We start from the raw sequence: 24,558 nt of genomic DNA, 5'->3' as shown, positions 1-24,558 counted from the left end.
TTTATCTAGCGTGTTGCTGTAAACATGATTGTGACCGCGACATCAAAGCCAAGATTGCTTTCGTCCGCCATGCTTTGACCAATCGCAAAGTCGCGCCGATCAAGGGCCAGTGATCCTGCCACTTCCGCAGTGTCCCCTTGCAGGTTTAACACAAAAGGCAAGCTGACAGGCACAGAAATATCTTTGATCGTCAAGGTGCCCGTTGCCAGATACGCAGGACCATCAGCGGTGATATCTGCATCAAATGTCGCTGTCGGGAACACATCTGCGTCAAAGAAATCTGCGCCCATGGCTTGGCCGCCGACCGACCCAAGATTGAGCGAGCCAATCGCAATTGTTGTTGTCACGGTTCCGAGCGTGCCGGTTGCATTTTCGTCAAACTGAATCGCGGCGGTCCAATCGTCAAATTGCCCCTGCACAGGATTGCCAAGCTGCGTGATGCCGATGCCAAGCGTGCCTTGTGTCACGACCCATTCTGATGCGACCTGTGCTAGGGGCGCGTCATTGTCGTGGCTCTTGTGTGACATAAGCCCGCTCATCGCAGCCCCGCCAGTGCCAAGCAGATAAATCGCTACCGCAATGAACGGCACCGCGCGCTGTGGGTCTGGGGCGCTGGTGTCAGGCAACGCGACATTTCCGAACCACATCCGGCTTAGGGTGACATCCTTGTCGATGATTTGATGTTTTAGCGTGCCTGCAATGTGCAAAAGGATCGAAAACACTAAGATTTTGCCCCAGATCCAGTGCAGCCCGGCAAACACTTCGGCAAGGGATTCGTCCTTGGGGATAAAGGGGAGGTCTTGGCCAATGGGCAGCCAGATAGGTGCGAATCCAGTGGTCGCCGCATGATGCAGCCAACCCGACAGAGGCACCAGAACCAAAGCAATATAGAGCATCCAATGCACAAGATGCGCGATCAGTGTTTCGACGCGCCGTTCGAGATGCAGGTCACCGGGTTTTTTCTGGGTCAATGCCCAAAGAATACGGCAGACCGCCACGATAAATATGAGAACGCCGAGCGTCTTATGCGCGGAAAACAGCGGCACCTTTAATGGGGCATCAAGCGCCAGCCGATCCGCTATCACACCAACCGGTATCACAGTGAAGATCATCAGGGCCGTCAGCCAATGAAAGACTTTGCTCACAGTTCCATAAGCGCTGTGCGAATTTGTTGCCGCCATCGTAAACCTCGTGAATGTCGTTCGGGGAAGGCTAGCAGGGAGAAAGATTCGCGCAAACTGCGGATTCTGTGTGCCTACGCATGATCCCATGTGCATCCGTAATCATGTGACGGGTTGCTTGTGCGCCCGCGCGCCGCAGGGTAAGCCTAGCCGCCAATAGAGATGAATTATGGAGAGGTCTCATGCGCGCATTCGTATTTCCGGGCCAAGGGGCACAAACAATTGGGATGGGGAAGGCATTGGCCGACACCTATCCGACCGCGAAAGCAATTTTTGACGAGGTCGACGATGCCTTGGGCGAAAACTTGTCAGGCATGATCTGGGAAGGCGATATCGCTGATTTGACCCTGACTGCAAATGCGCAGCCCGCATTGATGGCAACCTCACTGGCCGCCATGCGGGCTCTTGAAACCGAAGGCGTGGAGATCACAGCCGCGCAATTCGTCGCAGGGCATTCCTTGGGTGAATACTCGGCGCTTGCTGCTGCCGGGGCTTTTTCGGTGGCGGATACAGCACGCCTGTTGCGTTTGCGCGGTACAGCCATGCAAGAGGCGGTGCCAGTGGGTGTTGGCGCGATGGCGGCGATACTTGGGTTGGACTTTGATACAGTTGCCGCAATCGCCGCAGAAGCGTCCCAAGGCGAAGTTTGCCAAGCTGCCAATGATAACGATCCGGGGCAGGTCGTGGTATCTGGTCATAAGGCCGCCGTTGAACGTGCAACCGTTTTGGCCAAAGAAAAGGGCGCGAAACGTGCGCTTTTGCTCCCGGTGAGTGCACCATTCCACTGTGCATTGATGGCACCAGCTGCGGAAAAAATGGCGCAGGCATTAGCGGACGTTACAATCAATGCGCCAACTGTGCCATTGGTTGCCAATGTGATCGCAAGCAGAGCGACCGATCCGACTTCAATCCGGGCGCTTTTGGTGGATCAGGTCACCGGCTCTGTTCGTTGGCGCGAAAGCGTGGGTTATATGGCCGCGCAAGGTGTCACAGAAATCTTTGAAATTGGTGCTGGTAAAGCGCTGTGTGGCATGGTGAAACGGATTGATAGAAGCCTGACGGCAACAGCAGTTGGGACGCCCGAAAATGTGACCGCTGCGGTCGCTGCAATGACTGCATGAAGGAAAAGAAATGTTTGATTTGAATGGAAAGAATGTCCTGATTACAGGGGCTTCAGGTGGTATCGGCGGTGCTATCGCAAAGACATTGCACGCCGCTGGCGCAACTGTCGCATTGTCTGGCACACGGGTTGCCCCGCTCGAGGCATTGGCTGCCGAATTGGGTGAGCGCGCGCATGTGCTGCCCTGTAACCTAAGCGATGCAGAGGCCGTGACAGCGCTTCCAAAGCAAGCCGCAGACGCGATGGGATCAGTTGATATCTTGGTGAATAACGCAGGGATCACCCGCGACAATATCTTTATGCGGATGTCAGATGACGAATGGTCATCTGTGCTGGACGTCAATCTGACGTCAACCATGCGCCTGTGCAAAGGCGTGATCCGTGGCATGATGAAATCCCGCTGGGGACGCATTGTGAATATTTCTTCTGTTGTGGGCGCAACAGGGAACCCTGGGCAGGCCAACTATGCGGCATCAAAGGCTGGCGTTGTCGGCATGTCTAAATCAATCGCCTATGAGGTCGCCAGCCGCGGGATCACAGTGAATTGCGTGGCGCCTGGTTTTATCACAACGGCGATGACCGATAAGCTGACCGATGATCAAAAAACGGGCATTTTGACACAGGTGCCTGCGGGCCGGATGGGCGACGCAGACGAGATCGCAGCAGCGGTTTTGTATCTTTCTAGCCAGGAAGCCGCTTATGTGACTGGGACAACCTTGCATGTGAACGGCGGGATGGCCATGCTCTAGGGGCGGGTATGAAACCGTTTGCGAAAGCGGATTTCTCTGCTATAGGCCACCCAGATTTGCCGAAAAGCGCATGTGACGTCACGTCGGATGTTTGTGGCGCAGATCGGTGAAACCCCGTAAGGGGAAAAGTATAAGTCGGGCGTCAGCCCAAATTAGAACGGGCATAAGCCCAGAAAGACATGAGGAATTTGACATGAGCGACGTTGCAGACCGCGTACGCAAGATCGTAGTAGAGCATCTTGGTGTTGAAGAAGATAAAGTAACAGAAACAGCGTCTTTCATCGACGATCTTGGCGCAGATAGCCTTGATACTGTTGAGCTGGTTATGGCTTTTGAAGAAGAATTCGGGATCGAAATCCCTGATGATGCAGCCGAAACGATCCAAACATTTGGTGATGCGGTAAAATTCATCAACGGCGCACAGTAACTTTACTGTCGTTTGCGTTAGACGGCGTCCCTTTGGGGCGCCGTTTTCGTTTTCGCGCTTAGCTGCGTGCGGACGAATTTGTCAACCTGACGCGCACGCATTGGCGGGCTCAAAAGAATGCCGCTAAAGTTCGGATTGGTCCATTGAATGGTGCCACTGACCCATTGATCCCCAATTTCCACTGTGATTTTTGCCTCTAGCATGGGCGGTCGCGTTGGATCGTGCTGTAGCTTTATGCCAGCGCCGCTTATATCAAGTAGAACACCGGAATGTTTGCCATCGCTTGTCTGATATCTGGTCTGATAGTGGATGCGATAACGCTTCGTACGCCGTTGGTTTCGCGCCTGCCAACGCATTGCAAAGGCCAATGCGATCATAAAGGCGATCAGTCCAAAAATTGCGAGCATGAGCCGATCACGCGAGAGCGTGAAATCAAGAGGTGCACCTGATAGGTTTGTGCCCTCGTCGTCGCTGGGTGGCCCCTGTTGGATCTGTTGAGGGGGTGCGCAGCGCAATTCGGGCAAACGATTGGCAATGTCGTCTAATTGACGAATGGCGTTGCGTGATTTGAGAAAAGCCAATGCAGTGGGCAGGCTTTGGCGTTCAAAAACGTGCAGAAATTCCTGTGTTTGGTCAAGGAACCGTTCAAAGGCAGCGGTGTTTTGCCTCCCAACGATTTCCGACATATCGTAGGTTGTTATGCGGGCTATGCCACGCGACAAAAATTGGATTTCCACCCCTAAATTTGTGTCGTTTTCTGCCTGAGAGATACGGTATTCAACACTGTGCATCATGTCGAGCAGCGCAATCAACTCGCAATTCGCTTGAGCGGGCTGCACGCTGAACACAGACACTATGACACTAATAAATATGCGAAGACCGCGAACCATCAAAACTTCCAATGCTGGATTTAAGGAAGTTAAGCGATAGAGAGTTAATAAAGGTTAAAGCAAAACGGCGGCGTGTTTCGCATGTTCATGAGCGGTTTGAGCGCGGGTTGGCAACCCTATGCGTATTTCGGAACTGTAGCCAGACTAAAAGGGCCGCTGACAGAGCGATTGCGATTAAGATGTGACGCAAAGTGAATACGGATGTGACGGCGGAACGCGCGACAAGAAATTCGATATCAATTCGGTCAGTGGCAACAATCGGGAAGGGGGCGGCACTTGCAATTTCGGCTGCCGAACACCGCATGTCGCCCAAATACACGCCAACGCTGGTATGGTTTGCGCTGACTGCAGGGTGTTGCAGAATGCGTGTCGCGGTGGCTGGTTCGTCAATGCTGACTTCAAGCGCGAGCTTTTTGGCGTAGTAGATAAAATAAAGAAACGCGGCACCTTTGTCAGTTGATGGGCCCGCTTGAAGCCCATCTGTCACTGATGTCCCGTTGAGTTGACGTGCTTGGGCGGACAAATACCGAATCTCTGACCTAAAAAGAGGAGAATTCGGATTTCGCATCAGCCGGGTTTCGACGCTGTATAATTTATCAAGCGTATCGATCACACCGCAGTTAGCGTGGGCCGCAAAAGCAGCCCAAACCAATACGGATGCAAGCATCCACCGCTGAAAAAATGCGTTCATTTCACGTTCACCGCTTGGAAACCCAGCAATCCTATGTCGGACTTCGTTAAATTGGCGTGAACATTTGGCGCGTCACCGCTTGAATCGGTGCATGCTCTTGCCCCGGCACGACTGGCTGGGTTATCACTGCTTTCAAATACGCCAATCAGGTGAGGGCAGAATAATATGCGTCGCGTTGTAGTTACAGGGCTGGGGTTGGTCACACCCCTGGCAGATGGTGTCGAAAAATCTTGGGAACGTATCCTTGCGGGCCAATCAGGGGCGGGGACAATTATCGGCTTTGATCCCAGTAAATTGACCACCCAATACGCCTGCGAAGTGCCGCTGGGCGATGGCACGGATGGCACGTTTAGCGCCGATAAATACATGGAGCCAAAGGAACAGCGTAAGGTTGATACCTTCATTCTGTTTGGAATGGCTGCCGCACAGCAAGCGATTGAAGACGCGGGCTGGATGCCTGAGGATCGCGAAAGCCAAGAGCGCACAGGCGTGATGATGGGGTCCGGTATCGGTGGTCTAAATTCCATTGCCAACACCGCGGTGATGATGGCTGAAAAAGGCCCGCGTCGCGTGTCCCCATTCTTTGTACCCGGTGCCCTGATCAACTTGATTTCAGGTCAAGTGTCGATCAAATACGGATTCCGTGGCCCCAACCACGCTGTTGTGACGGCCTGTTCAACGGGTGCGCATGCGATTGGCGATGCGTCGCGCCTGATCCAGCATGGCGACGCCGATGTGATGGTTGCAGGCGGCGCCGAAGCCGCGATTTGCGAAATTGGCATTGCGGGATTTAACGCCTGTAAGGCGCTGAGCACAAAGCATAATGATGATCCGAAAAAGGCCAGCCGCCCGTGGGACGAAGACCGTGACGGGTTTGTCATGGGCGAGGGGGCCGGGATGGTCGTGCTTGAAGAATATGAACATGCCGTCGCGCGTGGTGCGCATATCTATGCAGAAGTGCTGGGTTACGGGCTGAGCGGTGACGCGCATCACATCACAGCTCCGCCACCGGACCACGAAGGTGCCGAACGGGCGATGCGCGCGGCCTGCCGCAATGCGGGGATCGACCCTGCACAAATCGACTATGTCAACGCGCACGGCACGTCGACGATGGCCGACACCATTGAATTGGGCGCTGTTGAGCGGCTTGTGGGCCCAGAGGCCGCAGCAAAGCTGACCATGTCTTCGACAAAATCCGCCACCGGGCACCTTTTGGGCGCAGCGGGCGCGATTGAGGCTATTTTCTCGATTCTTGCGATCCGGGATCAAGTGGCGCCGCCGACAATCAATCTTGATAACCCGGCGGTTGAAACGACTGTCGATCTTTGCGCAAATGCGAAGCGCGAACGGAAAATTGACATTGCCTTATCGAACTCGTTCGGATTTGGCGGCACGAACGCCAGTGTTGTTTTCGGAAAGGTCAGCTAATGTGGCGCCATATTGCGTCTAATTTCATGACGCTGATCATCGTCGGTCTGTTTCTTTTGGTCGGCGGTATCGGCTGGGGTGTGACGCAATATACGGCTCCCGGCCCATTGGTACAGCCAATCTGTTTCGAGGTCAGCAGCGGATCAAACATGTCGCGCGTTGCGCGCGAATTGTCTGAACGCGATGCGATTTCATCGACGTTTATCTTTGAAACGGGTGCGGATTATTCGGATAAAGCAGGTTTGCTGAAGGCGGGCCGTTTCTTGGTGCCGGAAGCCGCGCCAATGGAAGAAATCGTTGATATCGTCACGCGTGGCGGGGCCAATACATGTGGCGTTGGCATTGTTTACCGTATTGGTATCAACCGGATGCAAATTCAGGTGCGCGAACTTGACCCGGAAACAAACAGTTTTGTAGATCTTGTTAGCTTTAACCCTGACGACGTGGCGACGCCTGCGCAATACGTTGAAGCGCGCGATGCGACGGGCACCGAGTTTAGTGTTGTCATTGCCGAAGGTGTGACCAGTTGGCAAATTGTGAATGAACTCAGCGCGATTGATGTTTTGACCGCTGACGTGCGTGAGGCACCCGCAGAAGGGTCGCTTGCCCCCGGTAGCTATCCAATCGCCACAGAGATGCGCGCATCTGAAATCATCGCGCAGATGACTGAGCGTCAGACCGAAATTCTGGCGACCGCTTGGGCGGAACGTGCGGAAGGGCTGCCATTGGCCTCGCCTGAAGAAGCGTTGATTTTGGCAAGTATTGTTGAAAAAGAAACAGGTGTTGCTGCAGAACGCCGGCAGGTTGCCAGTGTCTTTATCAACCGTCTAAATCAAGGCATGAAACTGCAAACAGACCCGACCGTGATTTATGGGATCACGCAGGGCGAAGGCATCTTGGGCCGTGGTCTGCGGCAAAGCGAGCTGCGGGGCGAGACACCTTGGAACACCTATGTCATCCCGGCCTTGCCGCCGACCCCAATTGCGAACCCGGGCCGTGCCAGTATTGAAGCTGCGCTAAACCCAGATAGCACGCCGTTCATTTTCTTTGTGGCCGATGGCACAGGGGGGCACGCATTTGCGACGACATTGGACGAACATAACCGTAATGTTGCACGCTGGCGTGAAATCGAAGCAGAACAGGGCGCGGACAATTAAGGCATTCTAAAGGTTAACTATTTATCAGCCGGGGGTGCGTCAGGGCACTTTCGGCTGATTGACTTTTGGGCCTTTGCATGCCTATAGTCATCTTGCTAGAAGGTGCACGCACCTCTCGGTGACACGGAAGCCTAATTTAGGCAAAACCATCATGAACAACTTAGACGATCAAGGGCGCGACGCCCTTGATGCTGCTTCGGCCCGCGTGGCCGAGATTGCAGAACTGTATTTATCCGTCCGTAATTTACTGCGGCAAATGATTGCGGAAATTGAAACCGCTACCGCAACACCCCCCAAAGCAATTGTGACCAAGCTCAGCGATTTACAATCCGCACACCTGAAGGTGCTTGCGGCAGAGGAGGCGTTTCATGTCCAACAACAAGCCAGCGAACCCGATGCCGCCATCGACTATGACGCCCTGCGCGATGACATCGGGGGCCAACTTGATCGCATCCGCGCCGCGCTTGACGCAGGTTGAATTTATTAACCAACTGACACCGGAACAGGTTTTGGCTCTTCCTTACTTGTTTGGGTTCTGGGCCTTGCCCCATCAATTGCCGCCGACTGGAGATTGGCGCACTTGGGTGATTTTGGGCGGGCGGGGTGCCGGGAAAACCCGTGCGGGTGCTGAATGGGTCCGGTCTATGGTCGAAGGGCCACGGCCCACGGTTCCTGGCCGCGCCCGCCGTTTGGCGATTGTTGCCGAAACCATGGATCAAGCGCGCGAGGTCATGGTGTTTGGTGAAAGCGGCATTATGGCGGTCTGTCCGCCGGACCGTCGCCCTGATTGGATTGCGACCCGTCGGTTATTGGTCTGGCCAAACGGCGCGCAAGCACAGTTGTTTTCAGCGCATGAGCCTGAATCGTTGCGCGGTCCGCAGTTTGATGCCGTTTGGGCGGATGAACTGGCGAAATGGCGCAAAGCTGGGGACACATGGGATATGTTGCAGTTTGGCTTGCGTCTTGGGGATCATCCGCAGGCTTGCGTGACCACGACACCCCGCCGCACGGCTGCATTACGTGATTTGCTGGCCTTGGAGTCCACTGTGCAAACCCATGCGCCCACTCAAGCCAATCGCGCGAACCTTGCGCAAAGTTTCATTGCTGAGATCGAGGCGCGTTATGCGGGCACCGCATTGGGGCGCCAAGAGATTGATGGTGCACTGCTGGAAGATGTCGAAGGCGCGCTTTGGGGGGCGGATCAACTTGCGGGGCGACAGGTGGATCAACATCCGACATGTACCCGCGTCGTAGTGGCGATTGATCCGCCGGGGACCTCGCACAAGGGATCGGATGAATGCGGGATCGTCGTGGCGGGTGTCGTGACAGATGGTCCGCCGCAGGATTGGCGGGCCTATGTTCTTGCCGATCTTTCAATGTCGGCGGCGCGGCCAACAGATTGGGCGCGCGCGGCGATTGATGCGATGGAGCGTTTCGGGGCGGATCGCCTTGTGGCTGAGGTGAACCAAGGCGGCGATATGGTCGAAGCAGTGATCCGGCAGGTTGACCCGCTGGTGTCGTATCGGTCGGTTCATGCGTCTAAGGGCAAGGTCGCAAGGGCCGAACCAATCGCGGCGCTGTATGAACAGGGTCGCGTGCAGCACCTGCGGGGATTGGCGCAGCTTGAAGATCAGATGTGCCAGATGACCACCCAAGGATTCGCCGGGCGCGGGTCGCCTGACCGGGTCGATGCGCTTGTTTGGGCGCTTTATGATCTGATGGTGGAACCTGCCCAAAAGTGGCGAAACCCCACTATACGTGGGCTTTGACGCCGTTGCGTAGGGGTGCGTACGCGCCCCTACCAATTTCACAATCAATTCAGCGCAAATTGTTTTCAACGATTGCACCAAGGAGATTTGGATGTTCGAATTCTTTAACCGCACCACGTCAGATGACACAGCTCCCGAAGCGAAAGCATCGGCAACTGGCCGTGTGATGGCGATGTCGGGTGCGGGGCGTGTGGCATGGAGCCCGCGTGACGCTGTCTCGCTCACCCGCACCGGGTTTACCAATAACCCAATCGGATTTCGCGCGGTCAAGATGATCGCAGAGGCCGCTGCGGCCATTCCGTTGGTCTTGCAAGACGCAGAGCGCCGCTATGACACGCACCCGGTTTTAACGCTGCTAAACCGCCCGAATGGGGCGCAGGGCCGTGCAGAATTGTTCGAGGCCGCAGTGGGTCAGCTTTTGCTGACCGGAAACGGGTATCTTGAGGCCGTGGGCGACGAAGGTCTGCCGCTTGAGTTGCATGTGCTCCGGTCTGACCGGATGTCGATCGTGCCGGGGGCAGATGGCTGGCCGGTTGGTTATGAATATGCGGTGAACGGGCGCAAGCACCGGTTTGCGATGGCGGACGGGCGGGGACCAATATGTCACCTTAAAAGCTTTCATCCGCAAGATGATCATTATGGTCTTTCGGCGCTGCAAGCCGCTGCGAATGCGGTGGATGTACACAACGCTGCCTCGCGTTGGTCCAAGGCGTTGCTTGATAATGCGGCCCGCCCATCTGGCGCGATTGTTTACCGTGGCGCGGATGGTCAGGCGACGCTTTCTGCTGATCAATACGACCGGTTGCTGGTAGAAATGGAAACCCAGCACCAAGGCGCACGCAATGCGGGCCGTCCGATGTTGCTTGAAGGGGGCCTGGATTGGAAGCCGATGGGGTTTTCGCCATCAGATATGGAATTTCAGAAAACCAAAGAGCTTGCGGCGCGTGAGATCGCGATTGCGTTCGGGGTGCCGCCGATGCTGTTGGGGATTCCGGGTGATGCGACCTATGCAAATTACCAAGAATCGAACCGGGCGTTTTACCGGCTGACGGTGCTGCCGTTGGTCACACGTGTGACCAGTACAATTGCTGATTGGCTGTCTGACTTTACCGGCGAACAGTTTGAACTACGCCCGGATTTGGACCAAATTCCAGCACTTTCGGTGGAACGCGATGCGCAATGGCGCCGCGTGGGCGAGGCGGCTTTTCTAACCGATGCCGAGAAACGTGCGCTTTTGGGATTGCCTGCGCTTGAGGTCGGCGATGGATCATAATGTTGTCGACCTAAAAGGCCAGCCGCACAAGAGCCCGCCCGTATCAGATTTTTGGTTCGCACAGGTCGATCTACGGCTTGGGCGTATTGAAACAATGATCACCCGTCTGGAATGGCAGATTTGGCTGATCGTGTGCAGCTGTTTTGGGCTGTTGGTTTTTGAGATCGTAAAAGCACTCAGCGGGAGAACGCTATGAGTTTGGAACATAAATTTTGTGCCGTGGGCGCGGATGTCACGGTGACCGGTGGATCGGTGATCAGTGGTTACGCGTCACTATTTGGGCAGGCGGATCAGGGCGGCGATACGGTTCTGCCGGGGGCCTATGCCGGTTCACTGGCGCAAGGCCGCCAGATCAAAATGCTCTGGCAGCATGATCCGGCCCAGCCGATTGGGGTTTGGGACGAGGTCCGTGAAGACGACAACGGGCTTTGGGTTAAGGGGCGGTTGCTGACAGATGTCGCCAAAGGGCGCGAAGCGGCATCATTGGTGGCGGCGGGCGCAATTGACGGGCTGTCCATCGGGTACCGCACTGTGAAGGCCCAAAAGAACGACAAAGGCGGACGCCTTTTGTCTCAGCTGGAGTTATGGGAGGTGTCACTGGTGACGTTCCCTATGCTTCGGGATGCGCGTGTCGCGGCCAAAGGGGATGACCTGGCGGCTGGGGCAATGCGTGACTTGGCTGCGGTATTTGACGATGCCCGCCGTCTTATGGCGCGGGATTAACCCGCCCAAATCACGATCAAAGGATAGATTGATGAGCAGAACTGAGAGCCATTCTCGGGCCGGAGAAGATGTGTCTCCGGCACAAGAACTGAACGCGGCAATTTCCGGGTTCATGAACGAATTCAAAGACTTTTCCCACGGCATTAATGCCAAACTTCAAAAACAGGATGACCGGATGAACAAGCTGGATCGTAAAACGATGATGACATCACGTGCCGCATTGGCAAATACAGCCGCACAAGATGCGCCGCATCAAAAGGCATTTGCCGCGTACTTGCGCTCAGGCGATGATGACGCGTTGCGCGGGTTGGAACTCGACGGCAAATCGCTGAACACATCTGTGGCTGCGGATGGCGGTTACTTGGTGGACCCGCAAACCTCAGACACGATCAAAGGTACGCTTTCGTCCACCGCATCAATCCGCGCCGTGGCCAATGTGGTCAGCGTCGATGCGACATCATATGACGTGTTGGTCGATCACACTGAAATGGGCGCAGGCTGGGCAACCGAAGCTGGGTCCACCGTTGAAACCGACACACCGCAGATCGACCGGATCACGATCCCGTTGCACGAACTCTCGGCCCTGCCAAAAGCATCACAGCGTTTGTTAGACGATAGTGCCTTTGATATCGAAGGTTGGCTGGCCGGGCGCATTGCGGATAAATTCGCCCGCTCTGAGGCCGGTGCATTTATCGATGGCGACGGCGTGGACAAACCGATGGGCGTTCTGACCTACCCAACTGTCGATAATGACGTCTGGACCTGGGGCAACATCGGCTATGTGCCGACGGGCACGGCTGGCGGTATTGATGGCGGCGATGCGGTTGTTGATTTGGTCTATGCGCTGGGTGCGGAATACCGCGCGAACGGCACATTTGTGATGAATTCCAAAACCGCAGGCACGATCCGCAAGCTCAAAGACAACGACGGCCGTTTCTTGTGGTCCGATGGTCTGGCTGCTGGCGAGCCTGCACGTCTGATGGGCTATCCGGTGCTGATTGCCGAAGACATGCCCGACATCGCGGCAGATGCGATGGCGATTGCCTTTGGTGATTTTGGCGCAGGCTACACCGTTGCCGAACGCCCAGATCTGCGTGTTTTGCGCGATCCGTTCTCTGCCAAACCGCATGTGTTGTTTTACGCGACCAAGCGCGTTGGCGGTGCCGTGAGCGACTTTGGCGCGATCAAACTGTTGAAGTTCGCGACCAGCTAATCCTGGCGTGAAAGCCAAGGGCGCAACCGCCCTTGGTCCCCGGACGCATAGGCAATCTCGCATTGTCTAGCTGCTTGCTTCCGTCCGAGTGATGCGAGGTAGCCGCGCGTCCGGGGGATTTGATCACAACGGTCGCAAGATCAGATATTTTCGGAGTAAATCCATGATGTTAGTCGAAGAGACCACCGTGCCGCAATTGGCGCTGCCGGTCGCACAATTCAAAGACCATATGCGCCTTGGTTCGGGTTTCTCGGATGATGGGCTTCAGGATGGGGTGCTGGAAAGCTATCTGCGCGCCGCAATGGCCGCGATCGAAGCCCGCACCGGGAAAATCTTGATTGAGCGCAGTTTCAGCTGGACCCTGACCGGCTGGCGCGATGCGCGGCGGCAACCGCTGCCCGTGGCCCCGGTCAGCGGCATTTCTGAGGTGACGTTGATTACGTTGGAAGGTATTGAGACCGCCGCCGCCGATAGTTGGTATCTTGAACCTGACATGCAGCGGCCCAGCCTTAAGGCCAGTGGCACAAGCCTGCCCGCGATCCCAACCAATGGCCGTGTGCGGATTGGGCTGCTTGCGGGCTACGGGCCAGAATGGTCTGATCTGCCTGCCGATCTGGCGCAGGCCGTGCTGATGCTTGCTGCGCATTACTATGAATACCGTCATGATGTGACCCATGGCACCCCGTCGATGCCATTTGGCGTGAGCGCGCTGATTGAACAATACCGCTCAGTACGCCTGTTCATGGGTGGCCCGCTATGAGAGTGCCGCAATTGACCCGCGCGCTTGTGCTTGAGGCGCCGCAACAGATCAGCGATGGCGCGGGCGGCTATATCCGTCGGTGGGAAACGCTGGGAACGCTCTGGGCGGAACTTAAAGCCGGGTCTGGGCGAGAAACAGCGGCCTTTGCGGCGACGGTATCACGTGTGCCTTACCGGATTACGGTGCGCGCGGCCCCAGAAGGCGCGCCATCGCGCCCGATTGCCGGGCAACGGTTTCGCAATGGCACCCGCATTTTCAACATTACTGCTGTGGCCGAGAAGGATACCGATGCCCGGTTTCTAACCTGCCACGCAACCGAGGAGACAGCATCATGAGCTATGGCGTTGCGTCGGCCCTTCAAACGGCTGTTTACGGGCAATTGACTGCGGACCCTGACCTGACAGCGCTTGTCGGCACGGCGATCTATGATGCGCTGCCCAGCGGTACATTGCCTGCGCTTTACGTGGTGCTTGGATCAGAAGACGTGCGCGATGCATCCGATAAGACGGGTGGCGGGGCTTTGCATGAATTCACGGTCACTGTGGTGACAGAAACGGCTGGGTTTTCAACGGCGAAGACCGCTGCGGCGGCAGTGTCTGATGCATTGGTGGATGCTGATTTGACCCTGACACGCGGCGCGCTGGTGTCACTGAATTTCTACAAGGCAAAGGCCGCCCGCGTGGGCACCGGCGATGTCCGCCAGATCAATTTAATCTTCCGCGCGCGTGTCGCGGATGACGCTTAATCTTTAAAACGGAGTATCAACTATGGTAGCGCAAAATGGAAAAGACCTGTTGGTCAAGATCGACATGACGGGCGGTGGCTTGTTTGAAACGGCTGCGGGGCTGCGGGCCACGCGGATTAGTTTCAATGCGGAAACGGTTGATGTCACAAGTTTAGAAAGCACCGGTGGTTGGCGCGAAATCCTGGGTGGGGCAGGTGTGAAAACCGCGTCAATCTCGGGTTCAGGTGTATTCAAGGATGAAGCGACCGATGAACGGGCACGTCAAATTTTCTTTGACGGTGAAACCCCTGATTTTCAGGTGATCATTCCTGATTTTGGCACTGTTGAGGGCCCGTTTCAGATTACATTGGTCGAATATGCGGGATCGCATAATGGCGAAGCGACTTACGAATTGTCGTTGGCCTCCGCTGGGGCGCTGACCTTTACGGCGTTGATCTAATGGCAAACCCTTGGACGGGAGAGGCAGAGGTGCGCATCGATGATGTGCCCTATGTCTGCAAGCTGACACTTGGCGCATTGGCCGAGTTGGAGGCAGGCCTAGGCGAAGGGTCACTGATCGATCTGATCCGCCGTTTTGAAGGTGGCGCATTTTCGAGCCGGGATGTGATGGCCGTTGTTGTTGCTGGGCTACGGGGGGGCGGCTGGCAAGGCACGGCAGATGATTTGATGTCGGCTGAAATTGCGGGTGGCCCGGTCGGGGCCGCGCAATTGGCTGCCACATTGCTCGCGCGGACCTTCGCGCCGCCGTCATGATTGGACTGGATTGGCGCGGCTTGATGCAGGCGGGGCTGCATGGGCTGCGCCTGACACCCGCGCAGTTTTGGGCGCTGACCCCGCTCGAACTTCAGGTGATGTTGGGGCTGACCCATGTTTCAGCTCCAATGGCGCGCGCACGATTGACGGAACTCGAAGCGCGGTTCCCGGATGCGCAAAAGGAGAATGAAAATGGATGATGCAGATAAGATTGACCAGCTTGATAGCAATGTCACCGCGCTTGAGCAAAGCATCGGCGACGCGGCGCAAGTGACCGCCGCCTTTGATAGCCAATTGCGCGGCGTGCAAGGGTCTTTGGCTGAAACCACCCGCGATCTGGGCAATCTGGAACGCGGGTTTTCGGGCGGGTTGCGGCGCGCTTTTGATGGGCTGGTACTGGATGGCGCGAAACTATCTGACGTACTGGGCGGGCTGGCGCAATCCATGGTCAACACGGCTTATTCGGCCGCTGTGAACCCCGTGATGAACCACTTTGGTGGGATGCTGTCGGATGGGATCAACGCCGCCGTATCCAGTATGATGCCCTACGCTGATGGCGCACCGTTTTCGCAAGGCCGCGTGATGCCCTTTGCCAAAGGCGGGGTTGTTAGCAGCCCTGTGGCCTTTCCCATGCGTGGGGGCACCGGATTGATGGGCGAAGCAGGCCCCGAAGCCATCATGCCGTTGTCGCGGGGGGCAGATGGGCGGTTGGGCGTGCGTACCCAAGGGGGCAGCGCTGTGACTGTTAATATGAACATTTCAACCCCGGATGCGCAAAGCTTTCAGCGATCAAACGGGCAGGTTGCCTCGCAGGTGGCGCGCGCCTTGGGCCGCAGCCAACGTAACAGGTAGGAGCATCAACAATGGCATTTCACGACATTCGCTTTCCCGCCTCGCTGAGCCTTGGATCCGTCGGTGGTCCCGAACGGCGCACGGATATTGTCACGCTGGCGAACGGGTTTGAAGAACGTAACACGCCCTGGGCGCATGCGCGGCGGCGGTACGATGCAGGCATCGGGCTACGGTCACTTGACGATATTGAGACCCTGATCGCCTTTTTTGAGGCGCGACAAGGGCAACTGATCGGGTTTCGCTGGAAAGACTGGAGCGACTTTAAATCCTGCACCCCTTCGGCGGACACAGATGCCGAGGACCAGTTGATTGGGACAGGTGATGAGGTCACGGACGTGTTCCAAATTATCAAAACCTACCGTTCGGGCGACACGACCTATCTGCGGCCGATTGCGAAGCCCGTGCCTGGGTCGGTGCGCGTGGCGATTGGCGGCGTGCTTCAGCTTGAGGGCGCAGATTACGCGATTGATCACGATACGGGGATGCTGACGTTCACCCACCCGCCAGATATCGGTGCAGATGTGACGGCGGGATATGAATTTGATGTGCCGGTGCGCTTTGACACGGATGCGATCAAAACCTCTGTGTCGCATTTTCAGGCGGGCGAAATCCCGAATGTACCAGTTGTAGAGGTGCGAGTATGACCACAGCTTTACAGACACATCTCGACACCAAGGCCACGCATCTTTGTTATTGCTGGGCGGTGACACGCAGCGACGGGGTGACGCTTGGGTTTACGGACCATGACCAGCCCATTCAATTTGATGGCATCGCTTTCATGCCAGAATCTGGGTTAAGTGCGCGCGCGCTGGCCAGCACCACGGGGTTATCGGTCAATAACACCGAAGCCATTGGGGTGCTCTCCGCCGATGCGATCACCGAGGCCGATATCAATGCAGGCCGCTATGACGGGGCTGAGGTCACGACCTGGCTGGTGCAATGGGATGACCCGAGCGCGCGCAAGGTCCGGTTCTATGGCACTATCGGTGAAATTACGCGTGCGAGCGGCGGGTTCCAAGCGGAATTGCGCGGTCTGACCGAGGCGCTGAACCAACCGCAGGGGCGGTCGTACTTGAAAACATGTAGTGCGCTACTAGGGGATGGGCGTTGCGGCATTGACCTGACCAACCCCTTATTCACCACCGACTTCACCCTGACCGCTGATACTGACGGGCAACATTTTACGTTGGCCCTGTTTCCCACCTTCAATGATCAATGGTTTGAACAGGGGCAATTGATTGTCCAGTCAGGCGCGGCGCAACATCTACGGGGGGTGATCAAATCGGATAGGATTGTCGGTGACACCCGGCAGATCACCCTATGGGAGCAGATCAAAGCGCCAATTTTAGCAGGTGATACGCTGCGCTTTATCGCAGGCTGCGATAGGCGCGCCGAAACATGTCGCGAAAAATTTAGTAACTTTGTTAATTTTCAAGGCTTTTCCGATATTCCGGGCAGTGATTGGCTGCTGAGCGTGCCGCGCAGCGATGGGGCCAACACAGGTGGAAGTCTGTTCCGATGACGGTGGCAATCGTTACCGCAGCGCGCGGCTGGATCGGCACCCCTTACTTGCATCAAGCCTCGGTTAGGGGCGTAGGCTGTGATTGCCTTGGGCTTTTGCGTGGTGTCTGGCGCGAGCTTTACGGGGAAGAACCCGAACACGTGCCGGCCTACACGGCCGATTGGTCCGAACCCCAAGGTGATGAAACGCTGCATGCGGCCGCACTGCGCCACATGCATGTGGTGGCGGGGGGCACGTTCGCGCATGGTCAGGTCGTGTTGTTTCGTATGCGGGCGGGGGCAGTGGCCAAACATGTCGGCATTATCAGTCAGGCGGGTGCAAGCCCTGCTTTCATCCATTCATATGCGGGGCATGGGGTTGTCGAAAGCCCGCTGTCGACCCCGTGGCGCAGACGGATCGTTGCGCGTTTCGAGATTTCAAAAGGATAACAGGTCATGGCGACAATCGTTCTTTCCGCAGCGGGTATGGCGCTGGGCGGGTCTATCGGCGGCTCTGTCTTGGGGCTTTCTATGGCAACAATTGGTCGCGCGGCTGGGGCTGCGATTGGACGCCAGATTGACCAAAAAATCATGGGCGCGGGCAGTGACCCGGTTGAAACGGGCCGGGTTGATCGGTTGCGTCTGACGGGCGCGGACGAAGGCGCCGACATCCAGCAAATCTACGGGCGCATGCGCGTACCGGGGCAAGTGATCTGGGCATCGGAGTTTAAGGAACGCAGCAAAACCTCGGGCGGTGGCAAAGGTGCGCCACCAACCCCCGAAGTGACCGAGTTTTCATATTCCGTAAGTCTTGCGATTGCGTTGTGCGAAGGCGAGATCGGACGCGTTGGCCGCATCTGGGCAGACGGCACCGAAGTCGCGCAAGATGATTTGAATATGCGGGTTTATACGGGGGCGCTTGACCAGCAAGCCGATCCCAAAATTGCGGCGGTTGAAGGCATTGAAAACACGCCCGCCTACCGTGGCACCGCCTATGTCGTGTTTGAAGATATGCCCTTGGCCCAATTCGGCAACCGTATCCCGCAACTGACGTTTGAGGTCATGCGCCCGGGCGTGGATGAACTAGGCGACACCGTTACTGGCGTGGCCCTGATCCCCGGCACGGGCGAATATGCACTGGCCACCTCGCAAGTCTATATGTCGCGTAACTATGGCGAAGAGGTGGCGGTCAATACCAATACGCCGATGGGGCAAAGCGACTTTAGTGCGTCGATGGATGCGCTTCAGGGTGAAATCCCCGCCTGTCAATCGGTGATGTTGGTGGTGTCTTGGTTTGGCAATGACCTGCGCTGTGGTGAATGCGACATCATTCCAAAGATGGAACAAGACGAAGCTGACGCGCAGGGGATGCGCTGGCGCGTGTCGGGGCTGACCCGCAGCACTGCGCAAATATCGCCTGAGCTTGATGGCGATCCTGTTTATGGTGGGACACCCGCTGATGCGGCAGTGGTCGAGGCGCTACAAGATATGAATGCGCGAGGCCTGTCTGCGGTGTTCTACCCGTTTATTTTGATGGAACAACTCGCGGGCAACAGCCTGCCCAATCCGTGGACAGCGGATGTCGGTCAGCCTGTTCTGCCTTGGCGTGGGCGGATTACCACGGCACTTGCCCCAAACATGGATGGCACCAGCGATGGCACCGCCGCAGCCGTCGCAGAGGTGGCCGCCTTTATGGGGAATGCCCAAGCCAGTGATTTTGATGTAAACGGCACGCGGGTGTCCTATACTGGGCCAACCGATTGGGGATACCGGCGGTTTATACTGCACTATGCACATCTTTGTGCAGCTGCAGGGGGCGTATCTGCGTTTTGTATCGGCTCGGAGATGCGCGCTTTGACGCAAATTCGCGGGGTGGGGAATAGCTTTCCTGCTGTAGAAGCGCTGATTCAACTGGCGGCGGATGTCCGGGCGATCCTTGGGCCAGCGTGCAAAATCAGCTATGCGGCGGATTGGTCTGAATACCACGGATATCAACCCACAGGGACGGCGGATAAGCTGTTTCACCTTGATCGGCTTTGGGCGGATGCGAATATCGATTTCATCGGGGTGGATAATTATATGCCGCTTGCGGATTGGCGTGACGGTGAAGACCACGCTGATATTGCGGCGGGTGCGATCTACAATTTGGACTATCTGCGCAGCAATGTTGCGGGCGGGGAAGGCTATGATTGGTATTACCCCAGCCCCGAAGCACGCGAGGCCCAGCTGCGCACCCCGATCACTGATGGGCAAGGAGAGCCGTGGCTGTGGCGCTATAAGGATTTTCAAGGATGGTGGGAAAATGCGCACCATAACCGCATAGATGGGGTGCGCGACACAACGCCGACGGCATGGGTGCCGCAAAGCAAACCGATTTGGTTCACTGAATTTGGCTGTGCCGCATTGGACAAAGCAGCAAACCAACCCAACAAATTCATCGATCCTAAATCCTCTGAATCGCAGCTGCCTTATTATTCCAACGGGAACCGAGATGATTTTATGCAGATGCAGTATCTGCGGGCCATCTATGGGCATTTTGGTGATTTGGCCAATAACCCGGTATCCGCTGTCTATGGTGCGCCGATGGTAGACATCGGGCGGATGCACGTCTGGGCATGGGATGCACGACCCTATCCGTTCTTTCCGGGGAACCGCATACTTTGGTCTGACGGCGAAAACTATGCACGTGGGCATTGGCTGAACGGGCGGGCAAGCAACCGCGCGCTTGCCTCTGTCGTGGCCGAGATTTGCACCCGCTCTGGCGTGACCCGGTTTGACGTCTCAAAGCTTTACGGTGTGGTGCGGGGCTATACGGTCAGCGATATCGGCTCTGGGCGGGCCGCGTTGCAGCCGCTGATGGTCACCTATGGGTTTGATGCAATGGAACGCGACGGAGTGCTGGCCTTTGAAAACCGCGCTGGACGGGCGGACCATCTTTTGATGGATAGTGATCTGGCGATTGATCTTGAAAAGGATCAGTCTATCGCGCTGACTCGGTCACCTGCCGCAGAAACTGCCGCACGCATCCAATTGGTACATCTCGACAATGATGCTGATTACGGTGCCATCGCCGCCGAGGCCGTACACCCCGATCGTCAAACCTATGGGGTTAGTAAAACTGAAATGCCGCTCGCGCTGACGCGTTCAGAGGCGTCCAATACGGTAACACGTTGGCTCCAAGAGGCACGTATCGCGCGTGATCAGGCAAGCTTTGCGCTGCCGCCGTCATTGCTGAGCGTCGGGGCGGGGGATGTTGTTGAACTTGATATTGCCGATCATACCGGACGCTACAGGGTGGACCGGATCGAAGAATCCGGTCTGCGGTTGATCGAGGCCACACGTATAGATGCCGAAATCTACCGCGCGGCCAGTGATGATGGCGACGGGCCGGTGCTGCAACCCTATGTTGGACCTGTGCCGGTCGCCGCGGTGTTTATGGACTTGCCGCTGCTTACTGGGGACGAACAGCCAACCGCGCCGTACATCGCATTGGGTGGGCGGCCTTGGCCGGGCACGATTGCGGTTTACGGGGCTCCGCAAGACAGTGATTATACATTGCAATCGTTGATCGAAAGCGCCGCCTTTATTGGGACCACGCAATCTGCGCTGGGCGCTGGACCCGTCGGAATTTGGGATAGACAAACTGGGCTTGAAGTCACGCTCGTCAACGGGGAACTCAGTTCGGCGACAACAGCAGCCCTTTTATCTGGGGCGAACACAATCGCGATCGGGGATGGTACGCCAGACAAATGGGAAATTCTGCAATTTCAGACCGCGACACCTATTGGAGATCGCAGCTATCAGTTGACCGGGCTGTTGCGCGGGCAAGCGGGCAGTCGCGGGCTTATGCCTGATGTATGGCCCGACGGGTCACGCGTGGTGGTGATGGATGGGGCACCGACACAAATCGCCATACCCTCGGCGTTGCGCGGATTACCACGACATTTCCGGTATGGGCCGGCCAAGCGACCCCTGACGGACGCAAGCTTTCGCTATGCCGAGCATACGTTCCAAGGCAACGGGCTGCGGCCCTATCCGGTGGCGTACCTGCGCGCGCAGGCAGGGGTAAGCGGGACCGATCTGTCATGGATCCGCTGTAGCCGGATCGATGGCGATATCTGGGCGGATGGTGAAATTCCCTTGGGCGAAGATACAGAAAGTTATCAAGTCAGGATCATGCAAGATGGGATCACGAAACGAACCGAAACATCAGCCACGCCTGCCTGGTCCTATCCTGATGCCACCCGGATATCAGAGGTTGGCGCTTTGCCCTACCGGATTGAGGTCGCGCAAGTCTCGGCGCGGTTCGGCGCTGGGCCGTTTGTGGGCGTGAACTTGCAGGTTTAACCATGCGCCCGGTGCAACTTGCAGACTTAGAAACAGCCGCGCGGGTGGTGGCAGCATCGCCCGCGCGGCAAGCAATGATCGCTAAGCTTTGCGCACAGGCGGATCAGGCTGATGCGTACCGGATTGCGCAGGGAAAGCCGCACCCGCAATTTGGCAATGGCACGCTAATGTCGGCAGCCTTAAAATACGATGAATCGGTTGCGCGCGGTCCTTGCAACAAAGGTTTCCTCAGAAGCCTCGCAGCGCTTTGCACATACTTGGCGGATAATCACACAAGCTGATGTGTGAAATCACAGCTTTGTTCTTGGCCCTTGGGCGCGTTATGCTCTAGACAATAGGTCTGACGGCAAAGGAAACCCAGATGGCACATTTGAACCCAAGCTTGCGCGAAGTTGACCCGGTCTGGCAACGCATCTGCAATGAGGCCGAAGAGGCGATCAAGGCAGAGCCACTGATTGGCGGGATGATCCACGCCTGTGTATTGCACCATAACAGCTTTGAGGGTGCGCTGGCATACCGTTTGTCGATGAAACTCGCCTCGCCCGAGATGTCAGAACAGATCATCCGCGAAATCGCTGACGCGGCCTATGCGGAAGATGCTCTGCTATGTGCTGCTGCACGCGCTGATATTGTCGCCATCGTGGACCGCGACCCGGCGTGCCACCGATTTCTACAGCCTTTGATGTTCTTTAAGGGGTTTCAGGCCGTGCAAGCGTATCGACTTGGCCATTGGCTGTGGCAACAAGGACGTCGCGATTTGGCCTATTTTGTTCAAATGCGGGTCAGCGAAATTTTCGGGGTCGATATCCACCCGGCGGCAACCATCGGGCAGGGGATCATGATCGACCACGCCCATTCCATCGTTGTGGGTGAAACGGCCGTGATTGGTGACAATGTGTCGATGCTGCATTCCGTGACCCTTGGCGGGACAGGCAAAGAAGACGACGACCGGCACCCTAAAATTGGCAATGGCGTGCTGATCGGGGCCGGGGCCAAAGTTCTGGGAAACATCAACGTGGGCCATTGCAGCCGGATCGCGGCTGGGTCGGTCGTTTTGGAAGATGTGCCACCCATGAAAACCGTTGCAGGCGTACCCGCAAAGATCGTCGGCGAAGCAGGCTGTTCGCAGCCCGCCATGTCGATGAACCAGCTCTTGCCCAATGGGAGCTAACGCCAATTTCGCGAAACGGCCGCATTTCATTTTAGGAATGCGGCCGTTTCGTGTGCGAGCTTAATCGGCTGTGAGCTGATCAAAGGCTTCGAGAGCTTTGACGCCGTACATATAAGCTGGCCCGCCGCCCATCATCATGGATACGGAAATCACTTCGGCAATTTCATCGCGTGTCGCACCTACTTTGATCGCAGCTTGGACATGAAAACCGATGCAATCAATGCATTGCTTTGAAATACCGATGGCCAGCGCAATCAGTTCCTTTTGTTTCGTATCCAAAGCCCCCGGAACCAAAGCCGCGCGGTGCATCGCCGAGAAACCATCACTGGCGGCGCTTTGTGCGGTGCGGAAGTTTTCGATATTGCTGCCAGCCTCGGCAAGTTCGCTTTTCCAATCCATGTCAGATACCTTTGTTTGTCTAGGTTGGCACATGCATGACATAGAACGCAAAACGGCACCTTGATTTAGCGCAAGGTGCCGTTTTTTATCAGATTTTGATTGGCTGTTAAGCCAGCATCGTCATGGGGTTTTCAAGGTTGTCCTTGATCGCATTCAATAAATTTGCGCCCAGAACACCGTCAATCACCCGGTGATCAACGGACAATGTGCATGACATCACGGTGCCGACGGTCAGTTCGCCATCTGCGCCGACGATGGGCTTCTTGACGCCCGCGCCCACGGCCAAAATGGCCGAATGCGGCGGATTGATGATGGCGTCGAAATTATCGATGCCGAACATGCCAAGGTTGGAAATCGCGAATGACCCGCCTTGGTATTCATGTGGCGCAAGTTTGCGGTCGCGCGCACGGGTTGCCATGTCTTTCATCTGCGCCGACAGGGCTGACAGTGATTTGCTGTCGGCGTCTTGGAGCACAGGTGTGAACAACCCACCTTCAATCGCCACAGCGACAGCGACGTCTGATTTTTCGAACTTCAGCGTGCGATCACCTGCCCAAACTGCGTTGGCTTCAGGCACTTGTTGAAGCGCCAGTGCACAGGCTTTGATGATAAAGTCGTTGACCGACAGTTTCACGCCACGTGGTTCGAGTTGCTTGTTCAACTGGCTGCGGAATTTGAGCAAAGCATCAAGCTGAATATCACGGCGTAGATAGAAATGCGGCACCGATTGCTTGGCTTCGGTCAGGCGGGCGGCGATTGTTTTACGCATCCCGTCCAGTTTGACCTCTTCAAAGGGGCGATCCGCATAGGTCTTAAGCACCACGTCCGTTGAAGGACCTGTTGCAATTGCAGCGGCCGCAGGCGCGTCGGCCTTAGCAGCAGGTGCAGCAGCTTTCGGCGCAGCGGTAGCGTTTTCGACATCGGCTTTCACGATACGACCATGTGGGCCAGAGCCCGCGATCGCCGCCAAATCCAAACCTTTGTCCGCCGCGATACGGCGTGCCAGCGGTGTCGCAAAGATGCGTTTGCCGTCTTTCACAGGGGCGGCCGGGGCAGGGGGTGCGGCCTTATCGGAGCCCCCTGCGGGGCCCGCCTCTGCGGCCGCGGCGGGCGCTGCCTCCGGAGCCACAGCAGGTGTTGCGCTGATATCATCCGCGCTTTCACCATCTTCAAGCAGAACAGCGATCACATCGTTGACTTTGACACCTTCGGTGCCTTCGGCGATCAGGATTTTGCCCATCACACCTTCATCGACGGCTTCGAATTCCATCGTCGCTTTGTCAGTTTCAATCTCAGCCATGATATCGCCAGAGGAGACAGTGTCGCCTTCTTTGACGTGCCATTTGGCCAATGTACCCTCTTCCATTGTCGGTGACAGGGCGGGCATCAGGATTTCTGTTGGCATCGCTT

28 protein-coding genes are annotated in these 24,558 nt (G+C 56.5%); 23 read left to right on the top strand and 5 right to left on the bottom strand.

Annotated elements, in window-relative coordinates; translation table 11 throughout:
- Positions 1-5: 5 nt before the first annotated feature.
- Positions 6-1,145, bottom strand: a complete 1,140-nt coding sequence (locus DS901_RS08120; protein ID WP_309472527.1) for a cytochrome b/b6 domain-containing protein — start codon at positions 1,143-1,145, stop codon at positions 6-8.
- Between the two features lie 218 nt (positions 1,146-1,363).
- Between DS901_RS08120 and fabD the strand changes: the two genes are divergently transcribed.
- The 3 genes from fabD to DS901_RS08105 all read left to right on the top strand — a co-directional run bounded on the left by fabD (position 1,364) and on the right by DS901_RS08105 (position 3,477).
- Positions 1,364-2,302: an ACP S-malonyltransferase gene (gene fabD / locus DS901_RS08115; RefSeq protein ID WP_113776419.1), complete on the top strand. Its 939-nt coding sequence runs from the start codon at positions 1,364-1,366 to the stop codon at positions 2,300-2,302.
- A 10-nt stretch (positions 2,303-2,312) separates the two neighbouring features.
- Positions 2,313-3,050: a 3-oxoacyl-[acyl-carrier-protein] reductase gene (fabG, locus tag DS901_RS08110; protein WP_113776418.1), complete on the top strand. Its 738-nt coding sequence runs from the start codon at positions 2,313-2,315 to the stop codon at positions 3,048-3,050.
- A 193-nt stretch (positions 3,051-3,243) separates the two neighbouring features.
- Positions 3,244-3,477: an acyl carrier protein gene (locus DS901_RS08105; protein ID WP_045996352.1), complete on the top strand. Its 234-nt coding sequence runs from the start codon at positions 3,244-3,246 to the stop codon at positions 3,475-3,477.
- A 17-nt stretch (positions 3,478-3,494) separates the two neighbouring features.
- On the opposite strand, the gene DS901_RS08100 is transcribed toward DS901_RS08105, so the two are convergent.
- Positions 3,495-4,271, bottom strand: a complete 777-nt coding sequence (locus tag DS901_RS08100) for a PilZ domain-containing protein (protein ID WP_181820811.1) — start codon at positions 4,269-4,271, stop codon at positions 3,495-3,497.
- 181 nt (positions 4,272-4,452) lie between these two features.
- On the bottom strand, positions 4,453-5,058 hold the full coding sequence (locus DS901_RS08095) for a hypothetical protein (RefSeq protein WP_113776416.1): 606 nt from the start codon (positions 5,056-5,058) through the stop codon (positions 4,453-4,455).
- Between the two features lie 165 nt (positions 5,059-5,223).
- Here DS901_RS08095 and fabF point away from each other — a divergent pair, with 165 nt between their 5' ends.
- The 20 genes from fabF (at position 5,224) to cysE (ending at position 22,749) form a co-directional block, all read left to right on the top strand.
- A complete protein-coding gene (gene fabF / locus DS901_RS08090) occupies positions 5,224-6,486 on the top strand; it encodes a beta-ketoacyl-ACP synthase II (RefSeq protein WP_113776415.1) in 1,263 nt (420 codons plus the stop codon).
- A complete protein-coding gene (gene mltG / locus DS901_RS08085; protein WP_113776414.1) occupies positions 6,486-7,643 on the top strand; it encodes an endolytic transglycosylase MltG in 1,158 nt (385 codons plus the stop codon). Before fabF ends, mltG begins: the two co-directional genes overlap by 1 nt.
- 151 nt (positions 7,644-7,794) lie before the next feature.
- Positions 7,795-8,121, top strand: a complete 327-nt coding sequence (locus tag DS901_RS08080; protein ID WP_113776413.1) for a hypothetical protein — start codon at positions 7,795-7,797, stop codon at positions 8,119-8,121.
- Entirely contained in the window at positions 8,069-9,412 is a 1,344-nt protein-coding gene (locus tag DS901_RS08075) for a DNA-packaging protein (protein ID WP_113776412.1), read from the top strand. Before DS901_RS08080 ends, DS901_RS08075 begins: the two co-directional genes overlap by 53 nt.
- A 91-nt stretch (positions 9,413-9,503) precedes the next feature.
- Positions 9,504-10,685, top strand: a complete 1,182-nt coding sequence (locus DS901_RS08070) for a phage portal protein (RefSeq protein WP_113776411.1) — start codon at positions 9,504-9,506, stop codon at positions 10,683-10,685.
- A gap of 192 nt (positions 10,686-10,877) precedes the next feature.
- A complete protein-coding gene (locus tag DS901_RS08060; protein WP_113776409.1) occupies positions 10,878-11,408 on the top strand; it encodes an HK97 family phage prohead protease in 531 nt (176 codons plus the stop codon).
- Positions 11,409-11,439: 31 nt separating this feature from the next.
- A complete protein-coding gene (locus DS901_RS08055) occupies positions 11,440-12,621 on the top strand; it encodes a phage major capsid protein (RefSeq protein ID WP_113776545.1) in 1,182 nt (393 codons plus the stop codon).
- 163 nt (positions 12,622-12,784) lie between these two features.
- Entirely contained in the window at positions 12,785-13,381 is a 597-nt protein-coding gene (locus DS901_RS08050) for a head-tail connector protein (RefSeq protein ID WP_113776408.1), read from the top strand.
- The gene (locus DS901_RS08045) at positions 13,378-13,716 is read left to right on the top strand and encodes a phage head closure protein (RefSeq protein ID WP_113776407.1); all 339 of its coding nucleotides are present in this window, start codon (positions 13,378-13,380) and stop codon (positions 13,714-13,716) included. The genes DS901_RS08050 and DS901_RS08045 overlap by 4 nt, the downstream gene beginning before the upstream one ends.
- Entirely contained in the window at positions 13,713-14,126 is a 414-nt protein-coding gene (locus tag DS901_RS08040; protein WP_113776406.1) for a DUF3168 domain-containing protein, read from the top strand. Before DS901_RS08045 ends, DS901_RS08040 begins: the two co-directional genes overlap by 4 nt.
- A 22-nt stretch (positions 14,127-14,148) precedes the next feature.
- Positions 14,149-14,565, top strand: a complete 417-nt coding sequence (locus DS901_RS08035; protein WP_113776405.1) for a phage major tail protein, TP901-1 family — start codon at positions 14,149-14,151, stop codon at positions 14,563-14,565.
- Positions 14,565-14,879 (top strand): gene transfer agent family protein, encoded by a 315-nt coding sequence (locus DS901_RS08030; RefSeq protein ID WP_113776404.1) that lies wholly within the window; start codon positions 14,565-14,567, stop codon positions 14,877-14,879. The genes DS901_RS08035 and DS901_RS08030 overlap by 1 nt, the downstream gene beginning before the upstream one ends.
- Positions 14,876-15,079, top strand: coding sequence for a rcc01693 family protein (locus DS901_RS08025; RefSeq protein WP_113776403.1), 204 nt, complete (start codon positions 14,876-14,878; stop codon positions 15,077-15,079). The genes DS901_RS08030 and DS901_RS08025 overlap by 4 nt, the downstream gene beginning before the upstream one ends.
- Positions 15,072-15,731 (top strand): phage tail tape measure protein, encoded by a 660-nt coding sequence (locus tag DS901_RS08020; protein WP_113776402.1) that lies wholly within the window; start codon positions 15,072-15,074, stop codon positions 15,729-15,731. Before DS901_RS08025 ends, DS901_RS08020 begins: the two co-directional genes overlap by 8 nt.
- An 11-nt stretch (positions 15,732-15,742) precedes the next feature.
- On the top strand, positions 15,743-16,375 hold the full coding sequence (locus DS901_RS08015) for a DUF2460 domain-containing protein (RefSeq protein ID WP_113776401.1): 633 nt from the start codon (positions 15,743-15,745) through the stop codon (positions 16,373-16,375).
- On the top strand, positions 16,372-17,253 hold the full coding sequence (locus tag DS901_RS08010) for a DUF2163 domain-containing protein (protein ID WP_113776400.1): 882 nt from the start codon (positions 16,372-16,374) through the stop codon (positions 17,251-17,253). Before DS901_RS08015 ends, DS901_RS08010 begins: the two co-directional genes overlap by 4 nt.
- A complete protein-coding gene (locus DS901_RS08005) occupies positions 17,250-17,681 on the top strand; it encodes a peptidase (protein WP_113776399.1) in 432 nt (143 codons plus the stop codon). Before DS901_RS08010 ends, DS901_RS08005 begins: the two co-directional genes overlap by 4 nt.
- A gap of 6 nt (positions 17,682-17,687) precedes the next feature.
- Positions 17,688-21,578, top strand: a complete 3,891-nt coding sequence (locus DS901_RS08000; protein ID WP_113776398.1) for a baseplate multidomain protein megatron — start codon at positions 17,688-17,690, stop codon at positions 21,576-21,578.
- Between the two features lie 2 nt (positions 21,579-21,580).
- Positions 21,581-21,859, top strand: coding sequence for a DUF7742 family protein (locus tag DS901_RS19195; RefSeq protein WP_113776397.1), 279 nt, complete (start codon positions 21,581-21,583; stop codon positions 21,857-21,859).
- Positions 21,860-21,939: 80 nt separating this feature from the next.
- Positions 21,940-22,749 (top strand): serine O-acetyltransferase, encoded by an 810-nt coding sequence (gene cysE / locus DS901_RS07990; RefSeq protein WP_113776396.1) that lies wholly within the window; start codon positions 21,940-21,942, stop codon positions 22,747-22,749.
- A gap of 60 nt (positions 22,750-22,809) precedes the next feature.
- On the opposite strand, the gene DS901_RS07985 is transcribed toward cysE, so the two are convergent.
- Together DS901_RS07985 and DS901_RS07980 are read right to left on the bottom strand one after the other, a co-directional pair.
- Complete coding sequence (locus DS901_RS07985; protein ID WP_113776395.1) at positions 22,810-23,148, bottom strand: carboxymuconolactone decarboxylase family protein; 339 nt, start codon at positions 23,146-23,148, stop codon at positions 22,810-22,812.
- Positions 23,149-23,254: 106 nt separating this feature from the next.
- The gene (locus DS901_RS07980) at positions 23,255-24,553 is read right to left on the bottom strand and encodes a pyruvate dehydrogenase complex dihydrolipoamide acetyltransferase (protein WP_113776394.1); all 1,299 of its coding nucleotides are present in this window, start codon (positions 24,551-24,553) and stop codon (positions 23,255-23,257) included.
- Positions 24,554-24,558: the final 5 nt, after the last annotated feature.

The sequence above is a fragment of the Loktanella sp. D2R18 genome, from assembly GCF_003318235.1.
Lineage (GTDB): Bacteria > Pseudomonadota > Alphaproteobacteria > Rhodobacterales > Rhodobacteraceae > Yoonia.
This window is presented reverse-complemented; position numbering and strand designations above follow the sequence as displayed.